Annotated in this window: 31 protein-coding genes; 25 read left to right on the forward strand and 6 right to left on the reverse strand. The window is 63.5% G+C overall.

Annotated elements, in window-relative coordinates:
- Positions 1-11: 11 nt before the first annotated feature.
- From AQZ49_RS02555 to AQZ49_RS22950, 6 genes are read right to left on the reverse strand one after another with little or no spacing between them, the layout of a single operon-like run.
- The gene (locus AQZ49_RS02555; protein ID WP_067612346.1) at positions 12-1994 is read right to left on the reverse strand and encodes a hypothetical protein; all 1983 of its coding nucleotides are present in this window, start codon (positions 1992-1994) and stop codon (positions 12-14) included.
- Positions 1991-2554 (reverse strand): hypothetical protein, encoded by a 564-nt coding sequence (locus AQZ49_RS02560; protein WP_067612348.1) that lies wholly within the window; start codon positions 2552-2554, stop codon positions 1991-1993. Before AQZ49_RS02560 ends, AQZ49_RS02555 begins: the two co-directional genes overlap by 4 nt.
- Positions 2554-3639, reverse strand: coding sequence for a DUF7146 domain-containing protein (locus AQZ49_RS02565; protein ID WP_067612351.1), 1086 nt, complete (start codon positions 3637-3639; stop codon positions 2554-2556). Before AQZ49_RS02565 ends, AQZ49_RS02560 begins: the two co-directional genes overlap by 1 nt.
- Complete coding sequence (locus AQZ49_RS02570) at positions 3636-3824, reverse strand: hypothetical protein (RefSeq protein WP_067612353.1); 189 nt, start codon at positions 3822-3824, stop codon at positions 3636-3638. Before AQZ49_RS02570 ends, AQZ49_RS02565 begins: the two co-directional genes overlap by 4 nt.
- On the reverse strand, positions 3821-4000 hold the full coding sequence (locus AQZ49_RS22945; protein WP_067612355.1) for a hypothetical protein: 180 nt from the start codon (positions 3998-4000) through the stop codon (positions 3821-3823). The genes AQZ49_RS02570 and AQZ49_RS22945 overlap by 4 nt, the downstream gene beginning before the upstream one ends.
- On the reverse strand, positions 3997-4221 hold the full coding sequence (locus AQZ49_RS22950; protein ID WP_067612359.1) for a helix-turn-helix transcriptional regulator: 225 nt from the start codon (positions 4219-4221) through the stop codon (positions 3997-3999). Before AQZ49_RS22950 ends, AQZ49_RS22945 begins: the two co-directional genes overlap by 4 nt.
- Before the next feature lie 65 nt (positions 4222-4286).
- Here AQZ49_RS22950 and AQZ49_RS21680 point away from each other — a divergent pair, with 65 nt between their 5' ends.
- The 25 genes from AQZ49_RS21680 to AQZ49_RS22085 all read left to right on the forward strand — a co-directional run bounded on the left by AQZ49_RS21680 (position 4287) and on the right by AQZ49_RS22085 (position 14405).
- Positions 4287-4700 carry a helix-turn-helix transcriptional regulator gene (locus tag AQZ49_RS21680; RefSeq protein WP_231738633.1) on the forward strand — a complete coding sequence of 138 codons (414 nt, stop codon included), beginning with the start codon at positions 4287-4289 and terminating at the stop codon, positions 4698-4700.
- Entirely contained in the window at positions 4700-4987 is a 288-nt protein-coding gene (locus AQZ49_RS02590; protein ID WP_067612365.1) for a hypothetical protein, read from the forward strand. The genes AQZ49_RS21680 and AQZ49_RS02590 overlap by 1 nt, the downstream gene beginning before the upstream one ends.
- A 78-nt stretch (positions 4988-5065) precedes the next feature.
- Positions 5066-5437 carry a hypothetical protein gene (locus AQZ49_RS02595; RefSeq protein ID WP_067612367.1) on the forward strand — a complete coding sequence of 124 codons (372 nt, stop codon included), beginning with the start codon at positions 5066-5068 and terminating at the stop codon, positions 5435-5437.
- Positions 5434-5715, forward strand: a complete 282-nt coding sequence (locus AQZ49_RS02600) for a hypothetical protein (protein WP_067612370.1) — start codon at positions 5434-5436, stop codon at positions 5713-5715. Before AQZ49_RS02595 ends, AQZ49_RS02600 begins: the two co-directional genes overlap by 4 nt.
- Positions 5712-6002: a hypothetical protein gene (locus tag AQZ49_RS02605; RefSeq protein ID WP_067612376.1), complete on the forward strand. Its 291-nt coding sequence runs from the start codon at positions 5712-5714 to the stop codon at positions 6000-6002. The genes AQZ49_RS02600 and AQZ49_RS02605 overlap by 4 nt, the downstream gene beginning before the upstream one ends.
- Complete coding sequence (locus AQZ49_RS02610; protein WP_067612379.1) at positions 5999-6178, forward strand: hypothetical protein; 180 nt, start codon at positions 5999-6001, stop codon at positions 6176-6178. The genes AQZ49_RS02605 and AQZ49_RS02610 overlap by 4 nt, the downstream gene beginning before the upstream one ends.
- Positions 6175-6327 (forward strand): hypothetical protein, encoded by a 153-nt coding sequence (locus AQZ49_RS22065; protein WP_156428094.1) that lies wholly within the window; start codon positions 6175-6177, stop codon positions 6325-6327. Before AQZ49_RS02610 ends, AQZ49_RS22065 begins: the two co-directional genes overlap by 4 nt.
- On the forward strand, positions 6324-6488 hold the full coding sequence (locus AQZ49_RS22070) for a hypothetical protein (protein WP_156428095.1): 165 nt from the start codon (positions 6324-6326) through the stop codon (positions 6486-6488). Before AQZ49_RS22065 ends, AQZ49_RS22070 begins: the two co-directional genes overlap by 4 nt.
- Positions 6485-6673 (forward strand): hypothetical protein, encoded by a 189-nt coding sequence (locus AQZ49_RS02615; protein ID WP_067612383.1) that lies wholly within the window; start codon positions 6485-6487, stop codon positions 6671-6673. The genes AQZ49_RS22070 and AQZ49_RS02615 overlap by 4 nt, the downstream gene beginning before the upstream one ends.
- On the forward strand, positions 6670-7038 hold the full coding sequence (locus tag AQZ49_RS02620) for a hypothetical protein (protein WP_067612386.1): 369 nt from the start codon (positions 6670-6672) through the stop codon (positions 7036-7038). Before AQZ49_RS02615 ends, AQZ49_RS02620 begins: the two co-directional genes overlap by 4 nt.
- Positions 7035-7364: a hypothetical protein gene (locus AQZ49_RS02625; RefSeq protein WP_067612388.1), complete on the forward strand. Its 330-nt coding sequence runs from the start codon at positions 7035-7037 to the stop codon at positions 7362-7364. Before AQZ49_RS02620 ends, AQZ49_RS02625 begins: the two co-directional genes overlap by 4 nt.
- Positions 7361-7624, forward strand: a complete 264-nt coding sequence (locus AQZ49_RS02630; protein ID WP_067612391.1) for a hypothetical protein — start codon at positions 7361-7363, stop codon at positions 7622-7624. Before AQZ49_RS02625 ends, AQZ49_RS02630 begins: the two co-directional genes overlap by 4 nt.
- Before the next feature lie 115 nt (positions 7625-7739).
- Positions 7740-8144: a hypothetical protein gene (locus AQZ49_RS02635; protein WP_156428096.1), complete on the forward strand. Its 405-nt coding sequence runs from the start codon at positions 7740-7742 to the stop codon at positions 8142-8144.
- Positions 8145-8148: 4 nt separating this feature from the next.
- Positions 8149-8499: a hypothetical protein gene (locus tag AQZ49_RS02640; protein ID WP_067612397.1), complete on the forward strand. Its 351-nt coding sequence runs from the start codon at positions 8149-8151 to the stop codon at positions 8497-8499.
- Positions 8496-8732 (forward strand): hypothetical protein, encoded by a 237-nt coding sequence (locus AQZ49_RS02645; protein WP_067612399.1) that lies wholly within the window; start codon positions 8496-8498, stop codon positions 8730-8732. The genes AQZ49_RS02640 and AQZ49_RS02645 overlap by 4 nt, the downstream gene beginning before the upstream one ends.
- A complete protein-coding gene (locus AQZ49_RS02650) occupies positions 8729-9067 on the forward strand; it encodes a hypothetical protein (RefSeq protein ID WP_067612402.1) in 339 nt (112 codons plus the stop codon). The genes AQZ49_RS02645 and AQZ49_RS02650 overlap by 4 nt, the downstream gene beginning before the upstream one ends.
- Entirely contained in the window at positions 9064-9609 is a 546-nt protein-coding gene (locus AQZ49_RS02655; protein WP_067612406.1) for a hypothetical protein, read from the forward strand. The genes AQZ49_RS02650 and AQZ49_RS02655 overlap by 4 nt, the downstream gene beginning before the upstream one ends.
- Entirely contained in the window at positions 9606-10517 is a 912-nt protein-coding gene (locus AQZ49_RS22075) for a DHH family phosphoesterase (protein ID WP_156428097.1), read from the forward strand. Before AQZ49_RS02655 ends, AQZ49_RS22075 begins: the two co-directional genes overlap by 4 nt.
- Complete coding sequence (locus AQZ49_RS02660) at positions 10514-10837, forward strand: hypothetical protein (protein WP_067612410.1); 324 nt, start codon at positions 10514-10516, stop codon at positions 10835-10837. Before AQZ49_RS22075 ends, AQZ49_RS02660 begins: the two co-directional genes overlap by 4 nt.
- A 33-nt stretch (positions 10838-10870) precedes the next feature.
- Positions 10871-11140 carry a hypothetical protein gene (locus AQZ49_RS02665; RefSeq protein ID WP_067612412.1) on the forward strand — a complete coding sequence of 90 codons (270 nt, stop codon included), beginning with the start codon at positions 10871-10873 and terminating at the stop codon, positions 11138-11140.
- 69 nt (positions 11141-11209) lie between these two features.
- A complete protein-coding gene (locus tag AQZ49_RS22705) occupies positions 11210-11695 on the forward strand; it encodes a DUF2829 domain-containing protein (protein WP_067612414.1) in 486 nt (161 codons plus the stop codon).
- Positions 11696-11818: 123 nt separating this feature from the next.
- A complete protein-coding gene (locus AQZ49_RS02675) occupies positions 11819-12166 on the forward strand; it encodes a hypothetical protein (RefSeq protein WP_197410886.1) in 348 nt (115 codons plus the stop codon).
- 5 nt (positions 12167-12171) lie between these two features.
- Positions 12172-13476 (forward strand): site-specific integrase, encoded by a 1305-nt coding sequence (locus AQZ49_RS22490; RefSeq protein ID WP_067612416.1) that lies wholly within the window; start codon positions 12172-12174, stop codon positions 13474-13476.
- Positions 13477-13686: 210 nt separating this feature from the next.
- A complete protein-coding gene (locus tag AQZ49_RS02685; protein ID WP_156428098.1) occupies positions 13687-13893 on the forward strand; it encodes a hypothetical protein in 207 nt (68 codons plus the stop codon).
- Positions 13890-14405, forward strand: coding sequence for an HNH endonuclease (locus AQZ49_RS22085; protein ID WP_156428099.1), 516 nt, complete (start codon positions 13890-13892; stop codon positions 14403-14405). The genes AQZ49_RS02685 and AQZ49_RS22085 overlap by 4 nt, the downstream gene beginning before the upstream one ends.
- Positions 14406-14603 lie beyond the last annotated feature (198 nt).

Genomic DNA, 14603 nt, shown 5'->3' on the forward strand with positions numbered 1-14603 from the left:
AGGGGCCGGGGTCATACCTCGGCCCCTTTCTGCTGCGCCAGCCACTCCGTCAACGCGGCCTCACGGCTCAGCTCGGGCAACTCGCTCTCATCGATGATCGCGCACAGCGGCACCATCACCGCGCGGATCTTTGCCCGCGCAAAGCTGATCGTCACGCCCTCGATCGCGCCAGGCACACGCGCCAGCGTCTGTTTCCACACGCCGCCCTGCCACTTGGTCCCCGAGAAGATCTTGTCGAGCTCCTGGTGCCGCGCCGCCACGGCCAGGAAACCCGGCGCACTGCGCGGCATGAACGTTTCCGCGCCCCACCGCCCCGGCTTGTCGCCTTCGGCCGGATGCCAAACCGCGTTCATCACCTTGAGCCCGATCTGCTCGACATAGCTGCGCGTGGCATCCGCGCCCGGCAATTCGCTGGGGTTGATCGAGTTGTGCACCCACCGCCCCACCAGCTCGCTGATCGCCTCGCGACTATCCTTGCCGCGCGGCTGCACCAGGAATGTTGTCAGGTGCAGAATGCATGCCTCTTCGTCGCTGGTTGCGTCGTTGACTTCGGCCATGCGCTGCGGCCGGCAATGCTCGATCCAATGCGAAACGTCCTCGTCATCCGGCGCCTGGTCGTTGAGCAGCACCCACGCGCAGGCCAGCAACGTCGCAAACTGATCCGCACCCCGGCTCTCGTGCCCGCGCGCCAGCAACGCGCTGTGATAGGCATCAAACGTCGGCCGGAAATAGCTCCACCCGTCGACCATCCGCCGAAACAGCTTCCGCCCCATCGTCGCAAAGTCATACTTGCGGAAATTCGGCGCCACCATGTCGGCGGTAAAGGGCTTCAGCTCCAATATCGCCAGTCGCGACCGGTCCGATGCCTCGATCGGTGGAATATTGATCGACGAAAACCAGAACGGCGATTGCAGCGTGAATTCGTGCGCCTGGTGATCCTGGCCGCCGCGGTGCATGTTGTCGCCGCTCGATGCGATCCGCGCCAGTTCGATCACCTGCGTCACCTGGCGGTTGTCCGCGCTGGGTTCGATCTCATCGAGCATCACCGGCACGGTCGAATTCTTCAGGCTCTGCCGGATCGCCGCCGCGCTCGAATTTCCTGTGCGAAAGAGCATGTCGCCATAGATCGCCGGGCAGATCCCGTATTTGCCGTTCAGCGCCGATTTGCCGGTGCCACGCGCCCCGGTAATCCACACGTTCGATCGCCAGCCCAGCGCCCCGCCGATAAAGCCCTGCCCGATCGCGCCCAGCAGCAAAACCGGGTCAAGCGCCGGCCGCTTCCAGTTCCAGGTGCGCAGCAACGCGGCCAGTTCCACCGCAACATCGGGCGACACCGCCTGCGGCCACGGCCGCGCCAACGGCGCCGCCGCCGGATAGACAAACCGCTCATACAGCCCGGTATCATACCAGGCCATCGCCCCCATGGCGCCATTGGCACGCGGCACCACGGCCGCCACGCCATCACCAACATGCAGCGCCAGGCCGCCGCCCGTCACCGCATGCGCACCGCGCCCGCGCAACCGGCCCGCCGGGTCGAAAATCCCCCGGCGGCTGCATTCCATGATCAGCGCCGCGCTCGCCTCGGCCTGGTCAAACCCGATCGGCCGCGCCGGCTCAACCTCGATCCAGGCCTTGTCAGCCTTTGAGTATTCCTTCTTCGGCGCCGACCATTTCGTCCACGCCTTTTCCAGATACTTGGCGCTCTTGCCGAACAGATGCACAAGGTTGTTCTTCCCGTGCTTGTTCCCGGCTTCCAGCGAAACAATTTCGCCATTGACGTTCAGATAGTAACACCGCTGCGACCCGTCGATGGTCGATTGAATACCCAGCGGCACTACCGGACAATCGAGCGGAAACGGCTCACCATCGTCACCATCGTCATCGCGCACCCGGTCGCCCGGTGCGGCCATCGTCGGCGCCGCCTCGGGATTTTCCAGCGCATCGCCGATCTCTGTCAGCGGGTCGGGGGCCGTCGTCGCCTTGCGCCGCGTCATGCGCGACCTTTCAGCGCGCAACCCGCCTCGATGCAGTCGCGACCAAACCACAGCGGCTTTCGCCATTCACACGTCGCGCACCAGAATTTGCCGTCCGCGCCATCCGCCAGAAATGGCACATCCAGGCGTCCATGGGCGCGCGCCTGGGCCACAGACATGCGCGATGCCGCAGCCATGTCGTCCATCGCGCTCGATGTTGGGAGCGCCAACCGCGCCGGCTGCGAAAAAGTGGGGCATTCGCTGACATTCACGGGCTCGATCGACGCAGCACCCAGCGCAGACCCGTTTAATACTTCCGCTGTCAACGCATCGCAGTCGCTGCCCTTGTCGTCTGTTTGGAACCCCGCGCCGGGTATCTGGAATTCTGGTGCGTTCTCTCCCGCCGTCACGTCCATAATCTCAGACGTTGCAGACGTGGTGCGGCCCACGTCGGCCCTACTAACGGGCTCCATGGCGGTTCGGCTCGTGTGCATTCTCCCCGCCACTTCATCGCCCGCTTTCGCTCGGCATCCCAAATTCATCCGCGCCATCTGCGACGCGCGGTGCGTGCGCTGGTTCATTATGCCTCCCGCGCCGCATGGCCCATCAACAGCCATTCGTTCAGATCCTTGAACCCCACGGGCGGCATCACCAGGCGCACGTCCAGCCCGCGCGCCTGCTGCGCCGCAATCGCACGCTCCAGCGCGTCGATCGCCGTGGGCTTGGTGTCGCGATCGGCCACGATCGTCAGCCGCCGCGCCGCCGCCGGCAACACCACCATGCCCATATTGGGCAGGTTCACCGCGCAGATTATCCGCGCCTCGGGCCGCGCCATCCGCACCACGATCGCGTCTTCGATCCCCTCGGTCATATAGACCGGCTCGTCTTCCGGCATCGCCGACATCGGCTTGCCACTGGCGCCCTTGTTGATCGGCACAAACGCGCCGCGCATCGGCCCGATCACCATTTTCGGGCTGCCCACGTCCAGCTTGGTCCATCCCCGCCGCGCACATGGCTGCAACCAGGTGCGATGCGTCGCCACATGCGTGCCATCGGCCAGAAACATCGGCGCCAGCATCGCCGGCGCCTTGTCGCCCAGCTCCTTGTTGTAAACCTCGGGATGAAACCGCAACGCCCCGGGCCACCGGTCGCCCGCACGCAAGCCGCGCCCCTGCAGATAGGCCTCGACCGGCGTCCCCGCGATCCCGCGCGCCAGCGCATGCAGATAGAGCGCGCGCGCCCCCTTGATCTTGGCAGTCCGCGTCTGTGCCGCCTTCGCCGCCTCGCGCTCCTGGATCAGCCGCAGCCGCTCGGCCCGCGCTGCCAGCTCGTCCGCACTCGGCGGCGCATGGCGCACCCGGCCAAAATCATCATCCTTGCCCAGCCACTGCTTGGCGATCGCCACCGCCTCGCCCTTGCTGCGACACCCCTGCGTGGCCATGATCAGGTCGAGCATGTCGCCACCGTCGGTGCCCGCATAGTCGCGCCACCACCCCTTGCTGTCGCCCCTGATCGCCAGTTTCAGCGATTGCCCCGGCTCGCCCGCGATCGATCCGGCACACAAATGGCTGCCCTCTTCCACCGCGCCGGGCAGACACTGCCGCCCGATCGCCAGCGCATTGGCGCGCAGCTCGCGCTCGATCTCGGTGACAGACAGCAGGGTCACGGCAACAGCCCCCGCATCGTCTTGCGCAACGCCGCCTCGATCGCGCCCAGGTGCAATTCCCCCGCCAGCGCCATTGCCTCATGCGGCGTCATCATCACCACGCCATGCGGCAGGATCAGCGCCACGCGGTCGCCCTCGTCATGCTCGACAACGCGCACTTTCGGCAGGTGTGCCGCCTCGCTCATGGGCCCACCTGCGCAGCATGTTCACCCTTGGCCACCAACAGCGCGCCCTCAACCGCGCCCAGAAACGCAGGCACACGGCGCGCAGGCAAATGCATCTCGACCCCGTCGATAATGATCAGCACGCCCCATTCACCGCGCTTCGCCGCAATCACATGCAGATCCTGATCCCCGATCACGCGGCTTTTTCCACGCTGTGGAAAAAATCGTCCGCGCTGATCTGCCCATCGGTAAATTTGCGGATGCGATCCATGAAGGCGGCGCTGGGCCGGTACAGCCCGCGTTCCCAACTGCACCACACCTGCCGGCTTGTGCCGACTGCCCGTGCACACGCCTCGGCCGACAGTTTGCGGGAATTCCGCCATTGGCGCAGCGGGTGCGGGCGTGCCATTTCGGTCATGCCCTCGATGTAACGCAAATCGATACACCTTGACAAGGGCGCCGTAATCAAACCAAGGCTACAGCATGTCAGGAAATGTATTACACTTTCCGGCCATGGACTTATGGCCCAATCGCATCCGCGAGTTCCGGCAGGCGCGCGGCATATCGCAGCAACAGCTTGCCGATCTTATCCACGTCAGCAAAATGACGATCAGCTCACTCGAACGCGGCAACATCGAATTCTCACTCGACTATGCCCGCCGCATCGCCCAGGTGTTCGGTGTCACCGCGGTCGACCTGCTCAACGATGAGGATCAGAACGCCTTTTTGCGGGCCGAAGAAATGGAGCTGGTGCGCCGCTACCGCGCCGCCGATCCGCTGCAGCGCGAAATGATCGATCGCGTCGCCGAACCACGCATAATCGACATCCCGGATCCCGATGCGCCCACTGCGGCGCTGCTTGATCGCGCCACAGTCCGGTCCCAGCGCGCCGCGTGATGGCGTGGCTGCAACAGAGCACGGCCGGTGCCATCGCCCTGTTGCTCACCTTGTCCTGCGCCGCCGTTCCCATGGCCATGCTCTACCATTTCACCGGCCGCCGCGATCGGCGCGTGCTCACGCGCCGTGGTGAGGCGATCGCGCTCGCCTGCGCCGTGCTGGCCGGTCTCTCCCTCTACATCCTGACGCGCCCTTCGGTGGTGATTTTGCACGATTACGCCTGTCGCGGGTCCAGCAATCCTGCACTTTGTCGCGGTGGCGCAGATGCGCCCGATGACAACGAGTAACGTTTTACGATATTTCCCGTCTTGACGGCGTAATGCGTTTCGTTACATAAAGCCCCCGTCCACTCGACGGAGGCCCCAATGGCATCGCGTTCCCCCATCATCGACCCGTGCGCCACCACGTGCACGCTGTTCTATATCCGCCGCGAACTCGGCCAGTCGGCGATGTCCGAACGGCGCATGATCGTCTATCTGCGCCAGCTTATCGCCCAGCACGATTTTCCCCGCCCGTTGCCCCTGCTGCTGCGCGACGGCACGCTCACCACCCAACCGCACCGCCGCTCGGCCTGGATCAAATCCGCCGTCGATGCATGGCTGGCCGGTTTCATCCCCCCCGACTGCGGCGCCACCCTCGACGATCAGGCCCACCGCGCCGCCGCCGCCGAAATGGACAACGCCGCCGCCCACCTGCACCTGGTCGGCGGCCGCGACTATCGGGGGAATGCGGCATGAGCGCTAATGACAAAGATGTCATTGCATTACGCAGTGCGATCGAAGCAGCGGTCATCAAATTCATGGATGCCCGCGAGGCGGCTGAAGTCCCTTTCGCCAATGCGTCGATCGACGCGACAACGGCGCTTGGGCATTCTCTTGTGTTGGTCATGGCCGCGCTGGATGATCACTTGCGTCCGCCCATTATCAAATTGTTCACAGATCATTTGGCTCGCGAGATCGAACGCGTAAGCGCGACTATCGGGTCCCGCCTTGCGGCGCACGGGCATGCCCGATGAGCGCCGGCGCGAACTACCAGCCCGGCGATTGGATCAACTTTCGTTCGCCCACTCGCAGCGGTTGCAAAACCGCGCTGCGCAAGGTTATCGCCGTCTGTGAAACCAGTGGGCGGCCAATGGTCCGCTACCATGGCTGGTCGCACTTCGTCGTCGAGCTGCACGAGGTGATCGGGCATAGCCCCGGCGGGTGCAGTTGCATGGAAGTGCACGGCGAAGATCCGCAGTGCATCGTTCATGGTGTCGATACGCCTTGGGGCCGCGCCAATGCCGAACAGGTGGCGGAATGATCCGCCCCGACACCCAAATGCACGCCAGCGACTATCTCGTCGCCCTGTGTGCCATGGTCGCGTTCAGCCTCGGCGGCGCGGCCCTCGCGTGGATCACCACGCCCCGCCCGGCGCCCGAACCGCACTATTGCTTCCGCGCCGATCCGCCGCCCTGCGAATTGACGGTGCGGCCATGAACCTCAGTTGCCCGGCCTGCGGCCACACCGCGCGGTCCTATGCGGCCGAAGCGTACCATCGCCACAACTTTCCGGCGCTGTGCAAACGCAACAAGCGCTTCATCGCCTGGGAAAAGGCACGTGCTGCAGAAAAGACGGTGCAACCATGATCATCGGCATCCTGTTCGGCGTGCTCATCTGCGGCGTGTTTTTCGTCGCCGTCATCGCGCACTCTGGTGGTCTCGATCCGGCGCCGGCCTTCACGGTGTTGATGATCATCGTCTCGGCATTCGGCCTGATCGGCGCGTTCATCGAATGGCTGTGCAAATGACGCGCCGCCGCGCCTACACCCTCACGCGCGCCGACGAAATCGCGCGCCCTGCCGAACGCCTGGCCGCGCGCCTGGCGCACGGCGGCGACAAGCACGCCGCCGAAGTGATCCACGCCCTGATCCGCAGCCACCGCGCCCAGCGCGCGGCGCTGGTCCGGGCCTTTCGGGAAAGATCGGCATCATGAACGAAATTCCGCCTCGCGCCATCCACGGTGGGGATCAATGTGACGGGTCCGCCCGGCGCGTGGCGGACGGTGTGGCCGGGGATCTGCCCAACCCGGCCACACCGACTTATGCCCTGGTCCGCGCGATGGAGGATGTCATGGCCGTGCGCCACGATCAGATCTTCCACTACGGCCACACCCCCGAAAAAGACGCGCGGCGCCCTTTGCGCCAGTTTGTCGAGGATCTCCACACCGGCGCCCGCGCCATCGTGGAGGACGTGCAGTTCCACAAACCGCACGATCGCATCCGCCGCCGCCTGGTCAAACTCGCCGCGCTCACCCTCGCCACCATCGACCGCATCGACAACGAAGGGGATGCATTGTGAAGCACAACGGAAGCTTGAAAAAAACCCCGGAATACGTCGAGCATATCGATGATCCTGATCATTCGGTTTTTAACGCCTCGTGTCTTGATGTTGATGGCGTGCACTTTTGCGCCAGCGATACAATCCTTATCGGCAGCGACGAGCATTGCATTGGCATCCTTATTTCGCGTGAAAAGAAAGGCCTTATAGAGCGCGTTACGCCCGAAGGCGCGCGAGGTCTGGCCGCGGGTTTGCTGCGCGCCGCCGAACGGCTTGAGACGAAGCTGCAAGCCGACGCCACTGCCCTGCTCGCCGGCGCCCTTGCCAAAAAGGCCCCCGACCAATGATCGGTCAGCCACCCCGCGCGCGCCTGCGCCTGGTCGCCACCGATGCGCCCGCCGCCATCGCGCAAGATCTCGATCGCCGCATCGCTGCCAGTCGCAACATGCCCCTCGATCCATTGCCCCCGATCATCCCGATCGATTACCCCGCCGCCGTGGAACCCGCCACAGACGGTCCCGCGCCAGGCTTTCTCGCCGCGATCGCTGGCGTCATCACCGGCTGCCTTCTCGGCGCCGCCGCCGTCGCCCTGTTCCGCATCCTGTAATTCTTCGTCACCCCGGACATGATCCGGGGTCCAGCTTTCCTCAAAATCCGGGGATCACATCATGGCATTTGAAGAAATCGAGGCCGTCAAGCCGTCTCACGCAAAAAGTGGCAAGTTGGCTATTCCATCCGACGGCATCCGCGTTTGCGCGGGCCAGTTGACCCGCAACGACAAGAAAACCGTCGTCCGCTTCATCCGCATCACCATCGGCGCAAAACTGGCGCGCAGCATTTCGTTGACCCAGCCCGAACAGCGCCTGCGCCTGGCATTCGGCACCGATGCCGACGCGGGCAAAGTCCAGGTGACCGCCGACAACGAAATCGGCAAGTTCCGCGCCGCGCGCGACAAAGCGGGCAACTATGGCTTCACCATCAACGCGGCCACCGCCGATGGCCTGTTCAGTCTGGAATTCCCAGAATTTGCCGTCGCGGCGATCTCGTTTTCGCCCGGCGCCGGCGGCAATTCGCTGCCGCGCTTCGTGTTCAACGCCAGCGCCGAAATGCTCGACTTGAAGGACTGAACCGATGACCCTGTCGCTTGTCCTGGCCGAAATCGCCGACGAACGCCTGCGCCAGATCGCGATCGAAGGCTACGATCCGCACCACGATGATACCCATCACCACGGCGAACTGGCCCGCCACGCCGCCGTGCTGGCGCTCTATGCCGCGCTGCCCGACGAACAGCGCGCCGATGCCGACAGCCTCGGCCCCGTCCACTACAGCGCCGAAGAAATCTGGCCCTGGCTCCCCAGCGAATTCAAACTCGCCCCGCGCCGCCGCGACCTCGTCAAGGCCGCCGCACTCCTCCTGGCCGAAATCGAACGCCTCGACCGCGCCGAAGCCGCCCGCCAACTGCAGATGGATTTCAACAAATGACCCATCGCTCGCACCGCGCCTTTCCCGGCGGCAACAAGTCACCCCGTGATGGGTTCGTCGCAGATGGCCTGACAAAGCGCGAATACTTCGCCGCCGCTGCGCTGGGTGCGGTTATCACCGCGATCGACGCCACCGATGCCGATCGCGAATTGCATGATCTGGCCCTGATCGCTGCCCGCGCGGCTATTGCCGTGGCAGACGCGCTGATCGCCGAATTTGGCCCAGCGGTATGACCGCCGCACCCGCAAAGCCTTACCTCCCGGCGGTAATCGAATGGGTGAAACGCGGCATGGCCATGGCTACGGCGCTGTCCGAGAAAAAAGAAACCGATCGCTATCGCCGCACGATCGCCATGCGCCACCTGGTCGACGCCCTCGGCATGAATATGGAACGCAAATTCGGCGCCCGCGTCGGCCAGCGCGGCGATCTGGTCACCGTCGAATGCTGCGGTATCCGTGCCAGCTCGGTCCAGGGCCTCACCGGCGCCCTGCGCAACTGGATCACCGCCGCCGAAAAAAAGGCCGCCACCACGGCCACCGCCGCGCAAATGGGGGCAACGCTGCAATGATTCCCCACCCCGAAATCGCCGCCGAACTCGCGCGCGAACTCGCCGCGCGCCGCGCCGCCTACCCGCGCCAGGTCGAACGCCTGCAGATGACACAGGCACAGGCCGACACCGAATTGGCGCTCTGCGCTGCCTGGGGTGCCGATCACGCGCGATACGCCGCTGTGTTGACCGCAACCCCGCCCATTGCGCCGATCGCCCCTGTGGCGCTCTCTGGCGGGTTCACCTGGGCCCAACGGCGCGGCGCCCTGCGCCAGGAACTCGATCGCCGCGCGCAGCATTACCCGCGCTGGATCGCCCAGGGCAAACTCGATCAGGCAGAGGCCACCCGCCGCGTCACCCGCCTGTCCGCCATGGCCGACCTCTACGACGAAGGCCACGACTGGCACGACAGCTTCGGCACGCGCCCGCCGTTCGGCCCCCGCTTCTACGCGCCCGACCACACCGCGCCCGAAGCCGAAGCCCTCCGCCAATGGTGGACCCACGTCCACCAAACCCTAGCCACCCGCCACGGCAGCCCTATCCAGGAGCAACTTGCGCTATGACCGATGCATATCAGCCCGATATTATGATCTATCACGCCGATTGCGCCGATGGGTTTGGAGCAGCTTGGGCAGTCTGGAAAAAATGGGGAAACCGTGTTCAGTTTTTTCCGGCGAGTTATGGAGACGCCCCGCCTGAAGTCCTTGGCAAGCATGTCTTAATCGGCGATTTCAGCTATAAATCCGATGGTCTCGCCTCTTTGCATGGCGCTGCATCCGTCGTCATTCTCGATCATCACAAAACCGCCGAAGCTGATCTTGCCCTTTATCGTCGTTTTTCCGAAAAGCCCCACCGTTTTACCATGCCGGTCGCGGCTTCAATGGCGCGCGATCTTGCGGATAATGGCTATCCGCCAATCAATGCCCTTTTTGACATGGACCGGTCTGGCGCACGGATGGTCTGGGATTTTTGTCATCCGGGCGTCGAAGTACCGTTGCTGATCCGTTTGATTGAGGATCGCGATCTGTGGCGATTTACGTTTCCCGAAACCAAGCCTTTTGGGGCTTGGCTACGGTGTGAGCCTATGACGTTCGACGCATGGAGTGCGGTCGATGATCGCCTCTGCAAAGAGAACGGCCTAGCTGAAATCATGGCAGAAGCGCTCGCGATGCAGCGCTTCATGGATCAGAAAGTTGATGAAATCGCCCGTTTTGCGCGCGTATGCCATCTTGGTGGTTTCGGCGGTGTGCCGGTTTGCAATTGCCCACCGATGTTTGCAAGCGAAGTCGGACATTACTTGCTCGCGAAATATCCGGACGCTCCGTTTTCGGCCACCTATTGCGATCTCAAAAGCTTTCGTGGCTGGTCACTTCGTTCAGAGGACGGGCGTCAGGACGTATCTTTTGTCGCGAAGAAATTTGGTGGAGGCGGCCACCGGAACGCTGCTGGTTTCGGAGTGCCGTTGCCGTGATCGTTATCCGCGTCGAACTCTGGTCTGCCGTCACCGGCGAACAGACCGAACTGGCCCGCATGGTCGTCGACAACATCGGCGGTGACATGACGCGCGGCGATTACCGTTGCCGCACCCTGCGCGGTGGATCGAAGGCCGCGCTCGATCGCAGTTTGGCCAGGATCACGGAAGGAGGCGTCCAGCGCTCCGGTGAAGTCTACGGCCATCCCCGACTGCGCGAGCACGTGTGGAACCTGGTCGCCAAGGCGCTGGCCTCCATGGGCTACGGCCAAAACGGCGGCCGACGCCTCACCGTCGATGAAAATGATCTCCCCTTCTAACCGCTTTCCCGACCATCCGGGCCAGCAGGGACGATGGCTGTGCGCGTCCTGCAAGAGGTAAAAATGTACAAGACACTTTTTCCCGCAAGCCTGTTGGGCCTTTTCCATGGCCTGCAGCCATCACGCGAATTGTTTGATCCCAATCCGACGCAACCTCGCTCTCGCCGCAACAATGGCGCCCCGCGGTTCGATCCGCACATCAATCGCCACACCAACCAACCCCACGAACACAAGCGCGAAATCGCGCGCCGGATGCGGCAGACCGCCGCTCGCGCCACACTTCCCTCGTCACCCCGGACTTGATCCGGGGTCCAGCTTCCCCCTTCCGCGCCGGGCGGTTCCCGGCAAACCAGAATGTGTGAAAGGTTCGTTATGTCACTTCGGACACGACATGGTGCCACCCATCTTGGCACGAAAGCCCTTATCGCCGAACCGATGTCACGAGGCGCCTATTGCGATTATCGCCGGTGGGAAGTTCCCACAGATGAAAACTCCGAAGACGCTGGTTATCTGGTTGAATACACCGATGGCGGTGCAGCCAACCATCCTAACCATGATGGCTATATTTCATGGTCACCGGCCGATGTTTTCGAGCGTTCCTATTGCCCAATCAATGCGTTGAACTTCGGCCACGCGATCGAACTGCTCAAAGACGGCCACAAAGTCGCACGCGCGGGCTGGAACGGCAAAGGCATGTGGCTTTTGCTTATGCCAGAGGGTCACAGCACCCTGTTTGATGGTTCGGAATTTGACGCACTTCCCTACATCGTCATGAAAACCGTCGATGACAAATGTGTTCCCTGGCTCGCCTCGCAAACCGACATGCTTGCAAACGACTGGCAACTCGTCCCCGAATAACCACCCCGGGCCAACCGGGTCGCACCGGAGCCGGTCAGGTTGCACTTGACCGGCCCCACCCCACCCCGCCACACTCCCCCGCGCGCCGGCACCCGCCGCGTGACCTGGTCAAAAGGACCGAACATGGATACCGAAACCCAGCGTGAAATCTTCCGTCAGGCCGTCGATCTGCTCGGCGGCCAGCGCGCCACCGCCGCCATCCTGAATATCTCTGAACGCTCGATGCGCATGCTATTGGCGGGCGAACGCCGCCTGCACACCCGCTTTCTGGAAGAAGTGTGCCGGGAACTGCTCGACCGCGCCGCCCGCATGCGCGCGATCGAGCGTCAGCTTTCGCCTGCCTTTACCGAAAACCACACCCCCGATCAGGCCCGTCCGCCCCGCCACGATGGCCACGCCGATGCCCAGCGCGCCCGCGCCGCCGAAGTGAACGCCATGGCCGCGCGCCTCGGCCTCACGCCAAAGGGCTGATCGCCATGGCCCAGATCCGCATCCCCTGTCTGGTCGGCAAAACCAACAAGGCTGGCGTCACAAGCTGGTACTGGCAACCCAGCGCCACACTCGCCCGCGCCGGATGGAAACCCCTGTCTCTCGGCAAGGACGAAGGCGCCGCGATCGCCGGCGCCCGCACGCGCAACGCCGAAGTCGCCGCGTGGAAATCCGGCGCCCCGATGCCCGGCGCGATCAAGCCAAAGCCGCAGGGCGGCACCGTCAACGCCCTGATCGACCGCTATCGCCGCGACGTGATCGAGGGCATCAACCCCGCCACCGGCAAAGCGCGGCTGAAACCCAAAACCGCCGAAACCTATGAAATCGCGCTGCGCCGCATAGAGGCATGGGCGGGCAAGCATCCCGTCGCCTATATCACCCCCGCGCGCGTGCGCGCCCTGCGCGATGCCACGGCAAAGCCGGTCGATCAGGGCGGCATCGGCCACGCCCCCGCGTTCAACATGCTTAAGATCCTGCGCCAGCTTTTCGCCTTCGCCGAACGGGTCGATATCATCCCGCCCGGCGCCAATCCCGCACGCAGCTTCGACCTGGGCGCACCAGCGCCGCGCCGCCACGTGTGGGAGGCAGAGGACGAGGGCTGCTTCATCACCGCCGCCTATGCCCTCGGCCTGCCCGGCATGGCGCTGGCGATGGAACTGGCGCTCTACACCGCCCAGCGTGAAGGCGATCTGATCGCGTTCAACGAACACCAGTTGCAGTCGATCGAGCTGCACGACGCCCCCGTGCGCGCGCGTTTCACAGGGCCGGATGGTGAAGTCATGGGCTGGGTTATGCATCAGCAAAAGACCAGCTCCGACGAGGCTGTCACCAGCATGGAAATCCCGTTCGATCCCAAGCTGCGCGCCAAGGTTGAAACCGCGATCCGCACCAACCGCGCGCGCGATCGCGCCGCCGATCCGCAACGCTTGCTGACTTATGTCCTGGTCGACGATCGCACGGGCCTGCCCTGGAAAAAGCGCCCCTTCATCCAGGCGTGGCGCGACGTGATCGAACACGCCGTCAAAACCACCGGCCGCACCCAGATGCGCGACCTGGTCTGGCACGATCTGCGCCGCACCCGCGTGGTACGCCTGCGCCGCCGTGGCATGATCCCCGCCATGATCGCCAGCATCACCGGCCACAGCCTGCAAAGCATCAACATGATGCTCAAAGTCTATGGCCCGGTAGACCCCACCATGACCGCCGCCGCCATCGCCAGCACCTTCGACACCCCGGCGAAACCCGCTCGTAAAACCAAGGGGGCAAAGGGAAGCGGTTTACAATCGTCCTAGATACGGCTTACAAGGGGCTGTGCGGTAAATCCCGCGCAGGTGATTGGCGTCACCGCATTGGAGCGCGCAGCCCGCGCCACGATACCCGTGTCAGCGGGTTTTTTATGGTCGGGCGTGTTGCGAGCATCTTCGGATGCGCCGTTGCTCCAACGGTACGCCAATCGCGGCACGTCCGGCCACCCTCATTGGCGTGAGGATGGTCGGCCAGACATGGAGCGACCAATGGCACGAACTTTTACGACCCTCTGCAACAGTGTTGAAAGCATTGTCGCGGGCGCACGCCTGCTCGCAGTGGCGCAAGGCCTTGATCCCGGGACATTGGAAACCATCGTGCGCAAATCGGCGCGCGTGGCATGCGAAGCGACAATGCAAAATGCGAGCACGGTGGTGGCCAATGACAATGGGAGGTTCAAATGATTCTCGAAACGCTGGCCAGGTATTGGGCCAAGGTCGATCGGCGCGGTGATGACGAATGCTGGAATTGGAAAGGTGCGCGCACATCTGCAGGCTACGGCCAGATTTCCAGTGGCAGTTCCCGACGCAATAGACCGCTGCGTGTTCTAGCGACGCATGTCTCTCTTGCGGTGAGTGGGCGTGCGCGGCCGAGTTCAGGGCACCTTGCCATGCATTCATGCGACAATCCGCTCTGCGTTAACCCACACCACCTCGAATGGGGAACCCAAATGGAGAACATGGCCGATATGGTCGCGAAGGAGCGCAGTGGTCCTCAGCGCCGCGCCGCCGCACTCATGGACGATGCCGCGATCCGTATGGGACGCGGATCAGGACTTGCCAAACTCAACGAAGCAGCTGTGCGTTATATTAGATCATCCGAAAAAACGACGCTGGATCTCGCAGCGGAACTCAACGTGACCAACCAATGCATTTCAGCGATCCGCTTGCGCAAGACATGGCGCCATGTCCCGTAACCCTTCCAACGACCTGTTTGTCAAACACGCAATATCTGACCATTTCACACCCAAAAAACCGCAGAAAACCGCCTTTTTCCAATACTTCTAAGCCGGTGGTCGCTGGTTCGAATCCAGCAGGGCGCGCCAATTTTCTATGGGATGCATGGGCTTGTCGTGGCGTTTGCGCTGTAATGTGTATACTGTCGCCGGAATTCC

Source organism: Novosphingobium sp. FSW06-99, from assembly GCF_001519065.1.
GTDB lineage: Bacteria > Pseudomonadota > Alphaproteobacteria > Sphingomonadales > Sphingomonadaceae > Novosphingobium.